This window comes from Paraprevotella sp. (assembly GCF_986071375.1).
This window is the reverse complement of record NZ_CFQRNQ010000002.1, coordinates 118,445-132,891: the sequence shown is the minus strand read 5'-3', so window position 1 is coordinate 132,891 and position 14,447 is coordinate 118,445. Positions and strand designations below refer to the sequence as shown.

Here is a 14,447-nt window from a genome sequence, read left to right as displayed (position 1 = left end):
AAACTCATTCATTCGTTTCAGTCTCTTCGTCACGGGACTCTGAAACCGATGCATCAGAACTGCCTTCCAACTCATCCATTACCGGAGCCACACCGTCACTCAACATTTCCGTCTCTTCTTCTTCGTCCTCCGTCTGTACCTTGCATACGCTACTGATTTGGTCATTGCGCTTCTCAAGATTAATCAAACGGACACCTTGCGTGGCACGTCCCATAATACGGACATCAGCCACTTTCAAACGTATCGTTATACCGCTCTTGTTAATAATCATCAGGTCGTTCTCGTCCGTCACGACTTTGATAGCCACCAACTTACCGGTTTTCTCCGTGATGTTCAGTGTCTTCACACCCTTCGCCCCCCGGTTCGTCACACGATAATCCTCTATGTCCGAACGTTTGCCATAGCCTTGCTCGCTGACCACCATAATGGTTTCCGTCTGCGGGTCGTTCACACATACCATGCCTACCACTTCGTCGCTACCGTCCTCGTCGATAGTCATACCTCTCACACCAGTAGCCGTACGTCCCATGGCACGCACTTTGCTTTCGTGGAAACGAATGGCACGACCGTTCCGGTTGGCGATGATGATTTCATTCTCGCCATTGGTCAGGCGCACACCGATGACACGGTCGTCTTCACGAATCGTAATGGCATTGACACCATTCGCACGCGGACGGGAATACTCCTGCAAACAGGTTTTCTTGATGATACCGTTCTTCGTGCAGAACACCACATAATGCGAACGGCAAAATTCCGCATCGTTCAGGTTCTTGATACGCAAACAAACATTGATAGCGTCATCCGGGTCTATATTCAACATATTTTGGATGGCACGTCCCTTAGAGTTCTTGGCACCTTCCGGTATTTCATATACTTTCATCCAGAAACAGCGCCCTTTCTGCGTGAAGAAGAGCATCGTGTTGTGCATCGTGGCAGGATAGATGTATTCCACGAAGTCCGTATCACGCGTGCTCGTTCCCTTGCTGCCCACGCCGCCACGGGCCTGCGCCCGGAACTCAGCCAAAGGCGTACGCTTGATGTATCCCATGTGGCTGATGGTAATGACCATCTCGTCGTCAGCATAAAAATCTTCAGGATTGAATTCTTCGCTCGAATATACGATTTCCGAACGCCGCTCGTCACCGAACTGTTCTTTGACCTCAATCAATTCATCCTTGATTACTTTCATGCAAAGGTCTTCATCACTCAGTATCTGTTTGAAATATTCGATTTGTTTCAACAGTTCATCGTATTCGTTGCGCAACTGTTCCTGCATCAAGTTGGTCAACTGACGCAGACGCATCTCCACGATGGCCTTGGCCTGCACCTCGTCCAACTCGAAACGGCTCATCAAACCTTCGATGGCGGCCTGCGGATTCTGGGCGCTGCGGATAATATGCACGACCTCGTCGATGTTGTCACTCGCAATAATCAAACCTTGCAAAATATGGGCACGTTCTTCCGCCTTGCGCAAATCATACTGCGTCCGACGGATGACCACATCATGACGATGGTTCACAAAGTTAGAGATACAATCCTTCAGGGACAACAAACGCGGACGCCCTTTCACCAAAGCGATGCAATTCACGCTGAAGCTCGTCTGCAACGGGGTCATCTTGAACAATTTGTTCAACACGACATTTGCGTTGGCGTCGCGTTTCACGTCCACCACGATACGCATGCCTTCACGGTCGGATTCGTCATTGGCATTGCTGATGCCTTCAATCTTCTTTTCGTTTACCAAATCGGCAATCTGTTTGATCAGCTCCGCTTTGTTTACCCCGTAAGGAATCTCCGTAATGACAATCTTGTCATGATTCTCTCCCGGCTCTATCTCAGCCCGTGCGCGCATGACCACACGTCCGCGTCCCGTCTCGTAGGCTTCGCGCACGCCCTGCATGCCGTAAATAAAGCCCCCGGTAGGGAAATCAGGAGCCTTGACATGCTCCATCAGCCCGTCGATGTCGATGTCGCGGTTGTCTATATAAGCCACACAGGCATCAATGACTTCTCCTAAATTATGCGTGGGGATGTTAGTGGCCATTCCCACTGCGATACCACTGGCACCGTTTACCAACAAGTTCGGTATTTTTGTCGGCATAACCGTGGGTTCCCTCAACGTGTCGTCGAAGTTGTTCATCATGTCCACGGTTTCCTTTTCCAAGTCATCCATCATCGCTTCGCCCATCAACTGCAGGCGAGCCTCTGTATAACGCATGGCAGCAGCACTATCCCCATCGACGGAACCGAAGTTTCCCTGACCGTCCACCAACGTATAACGCATGCTCCATTCTTGTGCCATACGCACTAATGCGCCATAAACGGAAGAATCTCCATGCGGATGATACTTACCCAACACTTCTCCTACAATACGGGCGCATTTCTTATATGGTTTGTCGTGCGTGTTACCCAATTCCCTCATTCCATAGAGAATGCGGCGATGCACAGGTTTAAATCCGTCGCGCACATCAGGCAAAGCACGGGATACGATTACGGACATTGAATAGTCGATATACGATTTACGCATCTCGGTTTCAATGTTCACCTTTATTATTCTGTCTTGGTCTAACATTATTTATATCTGTTACTATTATAAATACCACTTGCCAAAAAGCATGTAAAATTACTACTTTTTGAGAGAATACGAAAGAAAACGGCCAAAAATTAATGGTTTACCCAGAAAAGACAAAGCCAGAAAAAGCAAAGAAAAAGTAAAAAGGCCGCAGGCATACTGAACACCCACGGCCTCTCATCCTAGCCACGCCGGCCTATTTCTCAAACACCAAATCTTCAGAAACGAAGCATTCTGCCATGCCTTCTTCCCGAACTATCCGTATTTCGCTGAAACTGATTGTCCCGTCCGACGGAGCATAAGTCATCACAGCCTGATAGGTATTGCCGTCACGACCGCCGACAAACTCCACCGTAGCCTTGTTTCCTTCTCCCTTCCACGAGATGATGGAACATTCGTCGACTTGCAGCGACGCACCGCTACCGTAGCCCACATACACCGTGCCGTAGCATTTGATGCCGTTGCTCAAGGCATCCATCCCGTCTACCGACTTGCCGGGGAAGTCCAAGATAAGCTTGCCCTCCAGGTTCGTGCCACCCAATGTCCAGACACCTTTAAAAGGCGTAGATACCGTCGCGAGCTTGGGCGGAAGAGGCACGTTGCGGAACTCCACGAAGCTGTCGTGGTAACCGTTGTCGAACGTGGTGAGCCTCAACTGGCACAGGCTCATCTTCGTGCCTTGTCCCGGCACGTCGAAAAGTGCGTAGACGCACTTCACCGGCACGCCGGGTTCGAAATCGAAATCCCCGTTGCCCAACGAGGTCACGGCATTGCCCACGATGCTACGGCCGGCATATTCCGCCCCGTCCGCACCGAACGCCTTCATCTTGTCGAACGAATAGACGCGCACGGTCTTATCACCTTTGTTCGTAATGACAAAATCCAACCCGCAGAAATCTTCCTGCCACGTCACGCCCTTGTAGTCTACTGCAAAACCTTTCAGGTTGTTGGACACGGTCGTCCCGTCGGGAGCCACCGTCCCCGCCGCGTCTCCTTCCGCCGTGCCTGCCTCTGCGCCTGTGCCCAAAACCTTGTCCACTTTCTTTTCTACCTGTTCCAAGGCCTTCCCCAACTTCTTAAAGAATTGCGCCTCGGCAGGCTCCGGAAAGCATGCGATCACCACGGCCAAAGCCGATATGAAAACCTTACTTTTCATCGCTGTCCGATTCTGATTTTGATTACCTGTCCGGCCCCACATGATCCACCAACCATCTGCCGTCCTGTTGTTCGAGCAATACTTTCATGTCATACTTCGAAGGATTGCTGGAATACTTCATAAGCTTGCCCGTGCTACCCATGTCGCTCACTTGGGAACAAGTGTAACTTGTAGACAGCAACCGTTCACGCATCTCCCTGATGCCCCTGTCGTCCTTCATTTGTGCCTCGATTGCCATGTCTTCATTCAGACGGCCTTTGCATCTTTCCGTCGCGTATGGCAGCAATTTCTCACGCTCGTTGGTCCTGAAACATTCCACGGCAAAGTCCGCCAATTTCTGCGGGTCGTCCGTCAAGTCCGTTTCTTGCTTTTCCACTACGTTTTCCACCAGCACGGAATCCTTCGCCCCAGCATCATTTCCGGGGTTGTTTTTTGATGGCCCACAAGCCAACACGGGCAGTCCCAAAAGGCAATACGCCCACATTCTTAAATCTCTCATGTTTTTTTATTTTCAACGCCTATAAGCTTCCGAATTCAGCTTGTTTTTATCAAATTTCCTTATTTATATGGGAAAGGCTTGAAGCTTGTTGCCATGCGCCCTGCCGGTCAGGACGCTGCAAAAGCCTTCCCTATGTCCGGCGTTTTCCCAGTTCTGCCGGACTTTGCAAATATAGCTTTTTTCACTATCTATAACCTTTTGAAGCATTGTAATTTAGGTAAAAAAGTATTATCTTCATTTCTTTTAAACGCAAACCGGATTTCACCCGAAACGTAACATGAAGACGGGAACTGCCATTTTGCAATTTGTCAATCCACCCCTTGCAGGATGGCCGAATTTGGACGTACGGACAGGCGTGGACCGGAAAAAACGATTCTCGCGCATTCCACAGAAACTTTTTTGTCAGCCACAAAGCCTCTTCCGGTTACTTTTTGCACGACAAAAAAGCAGACCTTGCGCACAGGCACACCACGCACGTAAGCCGCAAACAGCACTTTCCACACGCCGTGTCATCCGGATTTTGACCACACACGATTACCAAAGAGAAGAAAAAAAGACGTTTTTCCCTCTTCCGCACACCGCTTGCAGCCCGATTCCGCACCGCCTTGCGGACATTTACGAAAAGCTTTGCGGAGAAAAAAAATGTTTCTTGCAGAGAACGGAAAAAAGTTTGGCTTAGAGTGATTCTTAATTTTGCTTCAAAAAGGCAAAAAGCAAGGCCGTATTGCTAATAAAATTAAAAAAGCCAAAGAAAAAAATGGCTGCAACGGACTTTTCCGTTTCTCATTCGCATCCCCATACGGGCCGGAATGCTTACTTTTTGCCACATCAATCCCCATTTCACCTTTCAAACTTCCAAAACCGGAAAAAGCCACGGACAGGAAAACGGAAAAGCCCCGGTCAAAAACATCCTCCCGTTGGCCGTTTGAAAAGAAAAGCATAACTTTGCGGCATTCAAACCGTCATATCAATGAAACAAATTCTGGACAAAGTAAAAGGCCACCCCGACATCAAAGAAGGTACGGCCTACATGATACTGTTCTCCATCGGTTTCTGCCATTTGCTGAACGACATGATACAGTCGGTCATCCCGGCCATGTATCCGCTGCTGAAGGACAACTTCGGCTTCACGTTCGCCCAAATCGGGCTTATCACGCTCGTCTTCCAACTGACCTCCTCCGTGCTGCAACCCTTTGTGGGACGTTATGCCGACAGCCACCCACAACCCTACTCCTTATCCACCGGAATGTGCTTCACGCTAGCAGGATTGCTCTTGTTGGCCGTGGCTTCCGGTTTCGCGGCCATCCTGTTGGCCGTGGCCGTCATCGGCTGCGGCTCCTCGGTGTTCCACCCCGAAGCCTCGCGTGTGGCGCAGACGGCTTCTGGAGGCAGGAAAAGCCTGGCGCAATCCATATTCCAAGTGGGCGGGAACGGCGGAAGTGCCATCGGGCCGCTGCTTGCCGCACTCATCCTCATCCCCTACGGCCAGCACGCCGTGGGATGGTTCGCCGCAGCCGCACTGCTCGCCGCCACGCTGCTCGTAAGGATAGGATACTGGTACAGCCTGAAGCTAAGCCGGATGCGGTCGTCCGCCCGCACAAGCCGTACCACATCCTGCAACTTGCCGGAAACCACCGTGCGCAAGGCATTGGCCATCCTGGTCGTCATGATTTTCTCGAAATACTTCTTCATTTCGTGCATGACCAGTTACTTCACGTTCTTCCTCATCGAGAAATTCGGCATCACGGTACAGGAATCGCAGTTCAGCCTGTTCGCCTTCCTTGCCGCATTGGCCGTCGGCACGTTGTTGGGCGGCTTCCTCGGCGACCGCTACGGGCGGAAACATGTCATACTTTTCTCCATCCTCGGCGCGGCTCCTTTCACGCTCGCACTGCCATACCTCAACCTGTACTGGACCATCGCCATGGCCATCATCGTAGGTCTGGTCATCGCTTCGGCCTTCTCTGCCATATTGGTGTACGCCACCGACCTGAAACCGGACAAAGTCGGCATGATTTCAGGCCTCTTCTTCGGGCTGATGTTCGGTCTGGGCGGCATCGGTTCCGCATTCTTCGGTTGGCTAGCCGACCGTACGAGCATCGAATTCATCTTCAGGACCAGTACGCTCCTGCCCCTATTGGGCATCATCGCCACGTTCCTGCCCAACATACGACCCGCAAACCACAAATAAAAAATACATGAATACAAGCCATTCGATTCTGATACAACGCTATCACTCCCCGTGTGGAGAGCTGATGCTCGGCTCATGGAGAAACCACCTGTGCCTCTGCAACTGGGTGGAAGAGAAACATCCGGGACGGGTAGACCGGAGACTGCAAACATTACTGGAAGCCCGATATGAAGAACGGACATCCGACATCATCCAGGAAGCCTCCCGGCAGTTGGATGAATATTTCGGACGGAAACGCACGGCGTTCGACCTTCCGCTGTTATTCACAGGCACGGACTTTCAAAAAAAAGTGTGGCAGAAGTTATTGGAAATCCCCTACGGGGAAATCCTGTCTTACGGCGACATGGCAACGCAGCTCGGAATGCCCAAGTCCGTACGCGCCGTAGCCAACGCCAACGGGGCGAACGCCATCTCCATCATCGTCCCTTGCCATCGGGTGGTCGGCAGAGGCCACACGCTTACAGGATATGGCGGCGGGCTCGCAGCCAAAAGTTTCCTGTTAGAGCTTGAAAAATCATCCCTGTCCACCTCTTTCCTTTCACTCGCACAATAAATACTAAAGCCACTCCCCCTCTCCGCTTTTTAGAAAAACTTAATGTGTTCTGAGCATTTTTGGCATGCGTTTTGTATTGTAGTTCCAATAATATAGTTAATTTTGCCATCAGAGTCATTAATCAGAAGGAATTTGCATAGCATGAACAATCAATTTTCACCCAAGATTTCAGAAGTACTCATCTACAGCAAGGAGGAGGCGCAGCGGCTGCACAATGAATGTGTGGCTCCGGAACACCTTTTACTCGGGCTGATCAGGGACGGGGAAGGCAAGGCCATCCAAATTCTCCGCTTGCTCAATCTGGACTTCCGTTCGGTGAAACTGCGCGCAGAGCAATCCATACAAGGTTCCGCCATGCAGGAAATGCCGGACGAGGACCATGAAATCATTTTGAACGAAAAGGCTTCCAAAATCATGCGCCTTTGCCTGCTCGAAGCACGCATGCTGAAAGCCCAGGTGGCCGACACCGAACACATACTTTTAGCCATTATGAAAGAAAAAGACAACAATGCATGCCGTATCTTAGAGGAAAACAGCATCCATTATACAGACATCCTGAACCTGCTCACACAGAAAACGGAAAAATCGGACATCCAGTCCGGTTTCGGTTTTCCGGACGAGGAAGAGGAAGACGAATATGAAAACAAATCCTCAACGGGAAACCCGATGAACGAACAGGGCAGCACGGCCACGCAGACGGCGCAACCGCAGAGGAAATCGGCCAACAACACGCCGGTTTTGGACAATTTCGGTACCGACCTGACACGCGCCGCCCAAGACGGTATCCTGGACCCGGTGGTGGGCCGTGAAAAAGAAATAGAACGCGTGTCGCAAATCCTGAGCCGGCGGAAAAAGAACAACCCTATATTAATAGGTGAACCGGGCGTGGGCAAATCGGCCATCGTGGAAGGACTGGCCTTGCGCATCGTACAGAAAAAGGTATCGCGCATCCTGTTCGACAAACGCGTGATAGCCTTGGACATGGCGGCCGTAGTGGCCGGCACGAAGTATCGCGGGCAATTTGAAGAACGCATCCGCAGCATCCTCACCGAACTGCAAAAGAATCCGGACGTGATTCTTTTCATCGACGAGATTCACACGATTATCGGTGCCGGTTCGGCACCGGGCAGCATGGACGCGGCCAATATGCTGAAACCCGCACTGGCACGGGGAGAGATACAGTGCATCGGGGCTACGACCACGGACGAATTCCGGAAAAGCATCGAAAAAGACGGTGCTTTGGAACGCCGTTTCCAGAAAGTCATGGTGGAACCGACCACTCCGGAGGAAACTGTACAGATACTGGATAATATCAAGGAACGTTACGAAGACCACCACAATGTGCGCTATACGCCCGAGGCTATCCGTGCCTGCGTGCGGCTCACGGAGCGTTACGTTTCCGACCGTTGCTTCCCGGACAAAGCCATCGACGCGTTGGACGAAGCCGGGTCGCGCATACACATCACCCACTCTCCCGTATCGAAAGAGATGGAGGAACAGGAAAAGCGCATCGATGCCGTACATGCCTTGAAGAACGAGGCGGTAAAGAACCAAAATTTTGAACTGGCTGCCGACTACCGTGACCAGGAAGCCAACTTGCAGGAGGAACTGAACCGCATGAAAGCGGCATGGGAGGAGAAACTCAGCCGCGAACGGGTCATTGTGGATGAAGACCAGATAGCCGAAGTGGTATCCATGATGACAGGCATCCCTGTACAGCGCATGGGTGAGGCCGAAGGGCACAAGCTGAAGGACATGGCCATCAACCTGAAACGGGAAGTCATCGGACAGGACGAGGCCATCGACAAGTTGGTGCGCTCCATCCAACGCGGCCGCGTGGGACTGAAAGACCCGAACAAACCCATCGGGGCGTTCATGTTCCTCGGGCCTACGGGAGTAGGCAAGACGTACTTGGCCAAAAAGTTGGCCGAATACATGTTCGGCAGTGCCGACGCCCTGATACGCATCGACATGAGCGAATACATGGAGAAGCACACCGTGAGCCGTATGGTGGGGGCTCCTCCGGGATATGTGGGACATGAAGAAGGTGGACAGTTGACGGAAAAAGTGCGCCGCAAGCCCTACTCCATCCTACTCCTCGACGAGTTGGAAAAAGCACATAGCGACGTGTTCAACATCTTGTTGCAGGTGATGGACGAAGGACGACTGACGGACAGCAACGGCACGACGGTGGATTTCAGGAACACGGTCATCATCATGACATCGAACTGCGGGACACGCCAGTTGAAGGATTTCGGCAAGGGCATCGGGTTCAGCCGTCCGGACACATCGGTTGCCGACAAGAAATATGGCCGCGAGGTCATCCAGAAGGCGTTGCACAAACAGTTTGCACCGGAGTTCCTGAACCGCCTGGACGACATTATCAATTTCGACCAACTGGACTTGGAGGCCATCAAACGTATCGTAGACATCGAGCTTAAACCCATCGTAAAGCGCGTGAAGGAAATGGGCTATACGTTGGAAACGGCAGAGGATGCCAAGGAGTTCCTTGCCCGCAAAGGATACGACGTACAATATGGGGCGCGTCCGTTGAAACGCGCCTTGCAGACTTATCTGGAGGATGCCATCTGCGAACTGGTCATCAACGACGAACTACGGGATGGCGAAATCCTGACCGTACGTGCCGCCGAGGGAGACAAACTCCAGATCACGCATGGCCTTGCCCAAGAATAACAATAAATATATGTTAAAGTGCCGGACGATGTTTTCGTCTGGCACTTTTTTTGTTTCTTCATCAGTGGCTTTCAAAAAGCCGAACAGAAGATAATTTCATACAATAAAAGCAATAAATATCATGCAAAAAGGAAACATTGGGGTAACGACCGAGAACATATTCCCCGTCATCAAAAAGTTCTTGTACAGCGATCATGAAATCTTTATCCGTGAAATCGTGTCGAACGCCGTAGACGCCACGCAGAAGTTGAAAACATTGGCCAACAAAGGAGACTTCAAGGGCGAAACGGGCGAACTGAAAGTCAGTGTCAAAGTGGACAAGGACAATGGCACCATCACGGTGAGCGACAGGGGGTTGGGTATGACAGAAGAAGAAATAGACAAATACATCAACCAAATCGCGTTTTCCGGTGCCAACGACTTCTTGGATAAATACAAAGAGGATGCCAACGCCATCATCGGCCACTTCGGTCTGGGCTTCTACTCTTCTTTCATGGTGAGCAAGAAAGTGGAAATCGTGACCAAGAGTTATCAAGAAGGGGCAAAGGCCGTGAAATGGAGCTGTGACGGAAGCCCTTCCTATGAAATAGAAGAAACAGAAAAAGCCGACCGCGGAACGGACATCATCATGTACATCGACGACGACTGCAAAGAGTTCTTGGAAAAGAACAAGATTGAGGAGTTGCTTCGCAAGTACTGCCGTTTCTTGCCCGTACCTGTAGCCTTCGGCAAAAAAACGGAATGGAAAGACGGCAAACAGGTGGACACGGAAGAAGACAACGTCATCAACAACACTACCCCGATATGGACCAAGAAACCGTCGGATTTGAAAGACGAGGACTACAAGGAGTTCTATCGCGAATTGTACCCGATGAGCGACGAGCCTCTGTTCTGGATTCATCTGAACGTGGACTATCCGTTCAACCTGACGGGCGTGCTCTATTTCCCCAAAATCAAGAACAACATCGAACTGCAACGTAACAAGATCCAGTTGTACTGCAACCAGGTGTACGTAACTGATAGCGTGGAAGGCATCGTGCCTGACTTCCTCACTTTGCTCCACGGAGTCATCGACTCACCGGACATCCCGTTGAACGTCAGCCGCAGCTACCTGCAAAGCGACAGCAACGTGAAGAAGATTTCCAGCTACATCACAAAGAAAGTGAGCGACCGCCTGCAAAGCCTCTTCAAGAACGACCGCAAGGAATTCGAGCAGAAATGGGATGACATCAAGATTTTCATCAACTACGGTATGCTGACGCAGGACGATTTCTATGACAAGGCCAAGAACTTCGCCCTCTTTAAGGATTGTGACGGCAAATACTTCACGTTCGAAGAATACCAGCAACTGATTAAAGACAACCAGACGGACAAGGAAGGTAACCTGATTTACCTGTATGCCCAAAACAAGGAAGCACAGTACAGCTACATCGAAGCAGCCAAGAACAAAGGCTACAGCGTATTGCTGCTCGATGGACAACTGGACACTCCCATCGTCTCCATGTTGGAACGCAAGTTTGAAAAGAGCCGTTTCACCCGCGTGGATGCCGACATCATCGACCGCCTTATCGTGAAAGAGGATGCCAACAAGACAGAACTGGACTCCGAAAAGGGTGCCAACCTTTCGGCCATCTTCAATTTCCAGATGCCGAAGTTGGACAAAACGGAATTCCACGTAGAGGCACAAGGCATGGGAGAAAACGGTATGCCTGTCATGATTACGCAAAGTGAATACATGCGTCGTATGAAAGACATGGCGCATATCCAGCCGGGCATGTCGTTCTATGGTGAAATGCCAGATATGTACACACTGGTACTGAATATGGACCACCGCCTGATTAAGGAAGTATTGGCCGACAGCGAAACCTCTACAGCTGAGCAACTAAAGCCGATTGAAGCAGAACTGAAAGGGCTGCATGCCCGCGAGGCCGTACTCCATCAGCAGCAGGAAGGCAAAAAGCCCGAAGAGATCGACCAGGCACAAAAGGATGAATTGGACAAATGCCATCAGGACATCAGTGCGGAAGAACAAAAGAAAAACGACGTACTGGCCGGTTATGGCAAGAACAACAAGAAGGTACATCAGCTTATCGACTTGGCATTGCTGCAAAACGGTATGCTGACAGGCGAAGCCTTAAGCAACTTCGTAAAACGCAGCATCGACTTGATTCAATAACTAACATGCTTGCCACTGCAAGAATAAGCAAGATAAAATCGCTATCCCCGAAAAGGATAGCGATTTTCATATAAAAAATATCCTTCAACATTTGGACATTTAAATAAAAAGCCATACCTTTGCACACGAAATCAAAACAAGAACGGCTCCGTAGCTCAACTGAATAGAGCATCTGACTACGGATCAGAAGGTTACAGGTTTGAATCCTGTCGGAGTCACAAAAAGTCTTTAAATCCAATGGATTTTGAAGACTTTTTTCGTATCTTTAGGCGTTAAAAATAATCACCGAATATGAAGTTCTCCTATCCGGCAATTTTCATCGCCACTATTTGCCTTATGTGGGGCATTCCGTCATCTGCACGGACCACTTCCTACACAGCCAACGCCACGAACAGCTTCCCACCGGTTCGGGACAATTACGTAGAAAATCCAAGATTCTCTGGGGGCGAAGAAGCCTGCATGAAGTTCATTGCCGACAACCTGCGCTACCCGACAGAAGCCGAAGGGAAAGGCATCGAGGGGCGGGTGTACGTGCAGTTCATCATTGATTCGCTCGGACATGTTGTAGAACCGCGCATCCTCAAGAGTCCGTCTCCCCTACTCGACGAGGAAGCCCTGCGCATTGTCCGCGCCATGCCGGTATGGTCTCCAAGGAAAATACGCGGAAAGGCCGTGCACACCAAAATGAGCCTTCCCATCATGTTCCGCAAACAGTATTTCAAAACCGAAAGACAAACCAAGCCTTAGCACATCGGCGTGACAAGCCCCATGTGAAACGGTATACGGAAAAGTACAGCCCAAACGATACGGTCTTAAATATGGAAGACCTACGACTTTCTTTTCTTCAATGTGAAAAGAAACTCCAAACCATGCCCGCCGCCCGAAGGCTTTGCATTGATATTCCCCCCATGGAAAAGCACGGCATTCTTTACGATGGCCAAGCCAAGGCCCGTACCTCCTAATTTCCGGCTACGCCCCTTGTCTACACGGTAGAAACGTTCAAAGATGCGTCCCAAATGCTCGGGAGCCACTCCTACTCCATTGTCGCTCACACTGAAATAATAACCGTCTTCGTCTTCCGAATAACACACGATATTCACATGCGTACCGTTTCCGGCGTATGCAATGGCATTATCCATCAAATTACGGAAAATGGAGTACAACAAAGAAGAATTCCCTTGAAGCACCAACTTGTCCGGTACATTTACCCCCACAGTCATTTGCCTCTCTTCCAATTTCAAAGCCAGTTCTGCCACGATATTATGAATCATGGAGGCCAAATCGACATCCGTCACCTCTATCATCTGGCCGGCCTCTGTCATACGGGTCAGAGTGGATATGTCCTGCAACAGGTTCGTCAGCCGGTTGCTTTGCGCAAAGCTACGCTCCAAAAACTTCTTAAGCATATCCGGCGAAAGCCCCGGATTATGCAGAATCGTTTCCAAATAACCTTGAATACTGCTCACGGGAGTCTTCAACTCGTGGGCAATATTTTGTGTAATCTGCTGCTTCATGCGGGCTTGTTCCTCCTGTTTCGTAATGTCAGAAATGGAAATCTCAAAGCTGTTATCCACAAAAAGAGCCACAGACAAGTTGAACACATAACCGTTTTTGTCCACGACCAACAACTTCTGCCTAAGGTCTCCCTGCGTAAAACTCTTGCGAGACATCGCTATAAAATCAAATAGTGGCTGCAATTCTTTCACTTGGAAGACTTCTTCTATGCCTCCGATATTCTTGTCGGATATCAAATTCACATATTGCATGAAAAGCCCGTTGGCCAAAACCACATCCTTGCCCGGATTGAAAATGGCCAACCCTTCATTGGAAATCTGCAAATGCGTGATAAGCTTCTCTCGTTCGCGGAAAAGATCGTCTTTCGCCTTGCGTAACCGTGTATAGATATCGACGATATGCCGTGAAATCTGCCCCAAATCGGTATTTCCCAATCCCTTCAAGTCATTCGTATCCACATCCTCGTCCTGATCGGCCCGACGTGCAAAAAGACGAAGCTGAGTAATCATGGCCCCTAAACGGGCTGTCAAGTTATAAAAGACGAGAAACAAAATGGCAGATAACAAAAATGAAAACCATAAATAACCCTTGTCGGCATTCAACATGGCAATCAAATCCGTATCGTAAGGCAATGAGCTACGTACGAACAACTCTTTCTCCGGAAAATAATTCGCCGAATAAAAGAATTCCTCTCCAAGAGTCTCTGAAGTTCTTTTGATGGAATATCCGCTCCCTACGGCCAAAGCCTCACGTATTTCCTCACGATCCAAGTGATTATCCTTCACATGCTCGGAGGAAATATCATTATCGAAAATCACTTTTCCGTGACGGTCCACAAGCGTGACACGCAGTTTCTGAAGATGGTGCCGTATACGATAGCGCGCCACATAATCTTTCACTGAAAAGGCCGTATCAGCCATGTGATCATACAAATCCACGTTGAACATGGTCAGCGTAGAATTCAACAACTCCACCTTATGAGTCTTCTCACGGTGATACTGATAATATAAGAAACTTGCTACGAAAACACAATAAATAGCGATAACGGAAAAAAAAAGATATTGGCTGAATGACAATGACTTCCTTTTCAT

General features: G+C 49.8%; 9 protein-coding genes and 1 tRNA gene. 6 read left to right on the top strand and 4 right to left on the bottom strand.

What is annotated here, in order from left to right:
* Positions 1 to 4 precede the first annotated feature (4 nt).
* The 3 genes from gyrA to AC5RDV_RS01695 form a co-directional block, all read right to left on the bottom strand.
* Positions 5 to 2,572, bottom strand: a complete 2,568-nt coding sequence (gyrA, locus tag AC5RDV_RS01705) for a DNA gyrase subunit A (RefSeq protein ID WP_008625036.1) — start codon at positions 2,570 to 2,572, stop codon at positions 5 to 7.
* A 196-nt stretch (positions 2,573 to 2,768) separates the two neighbouring features.
* Positions 2,769 to 3,728 (bottom strand): hypothetical protein, encoded by a 960-nt coding sequence (locus AC5RDV_RS01700; protein ID WP_282747652.1) that lies wholly within the window; start codon positions 3,726 to 3,728, stop codon positions 2,769 to 2,771.
* 22 nt (positions 3,729 to 3,750) lie between these two features.
* The gene (locus AC5RDV_RS01695; protein ID WP_282747651.1) at positions 3,751 to 4,227 is read right to left on the bottom strand and encodes a hypothetical protein; all 477 of its coding nucleotides are present in this window, start codon (positions 4,225 to 4,227) and stop codon (positions 3,751 to 3,753) included.
* A gap of 970 nt (positions 4,228 to 5,197) precedes the next feature.
* Between AC5RDV_RS01695 and AC5RDV_RS01690 the strand changes: the two genes are divergently transcribed.
* The 6 genes from AC5RDV_RS01690 to AC5RDV_RS01665 all read left to right on the top strand — a co-directional run bounded on the left by AC5RDV_RS01690 (position 5,198) and on the right by AC5RDV_RS01665 (position 12,588).
* Positions 5,198 to 6,418: an MFS transporter gene (locus AC5RDV_RS01690; RefSeq protein WP_282747650.1), complete on the top strand. Its 1,221-nt coding sequence runs from the start codon at positions 5,198 to 5,200 to the stop codon at positions 6,416 to 6,418.
* A 7-nt stretch (positions 6,419 to 6,425) separates the two neighbouring features.
* Complete coding sequence (locus AC5RDV_RS01685; protein ID WP_282747649.1) at positions 6,426 to 6,971, top strand: methylated-DNA--[protein]-cysteine S-methyltransferase; 546 nt, start codon at positions 6,426 to 6,428, stop codon at positions 6,969 to 6,971.
* 141 nt (positions 6,972 to 7,112) lie between these two features.
* On the top strand, positions 7,113 to 9,665 hold the full coding sequence (locus AC5RDV_RS01680; protein WP_130892747.1) for an ATP-dependent Clp protease ATP-binding subunit: 2,553 nt from the start codon (positions 7,113 to 7,115) through the stop codon (positions 9,663 to 9,665).
* 121 nt (positions 9,666 to 9,786) lie between these two features.
* Positions 9,787 to 11,841, top strand: a complete 2,055-nt coding sequence (gene htpG / locus AC5RDV_RS01675) for a molecular chaperone HtpG (protein ID WP_282747648.1) — start codon at positions 9,787 to 9,789, stop codon at positions 11,839 to 11,841.
* Positions 11,842 to 11,985: 144 nt separating this feature from the next.
* A tRNA-Arg gene (locus tag AC5RDV_RS01670) sits at positions 11,986 to 12,059 on the top strand.
* 73 nt (positions 12,060 to 12,132) lie between these two features.
* Positions 12,133 to 12,588 carry an energy transducer TonB gene (locus AC5RDV_RS01665; RefSeq protein WP_282747647.1) on the top strand — a complete coding sequence of 152 codons (456 nt, stop codon included), beginning with the start codon at positions 12,133 to 12,135 and terminating at the stop codon, positions 12,586 to 12,588.
* Between the two features lie 80 nt (positions 12,589 to 12,668).
* Here AC5RDV_RS01665 and phoR read toward each other — a convergent pair whose 3' ends face one another.
* Complete coding sequence (gene phoR / locus AC5RDV_RS01660) at positions 12,669 to 14,447, bottom strand: two-component system sensor histidine kinase PhoR (protein ID WP_282747646.1); 1,779 nt, start codon at positions 14,445 to 14,447, stop codon at positions 12,669 to 12,671.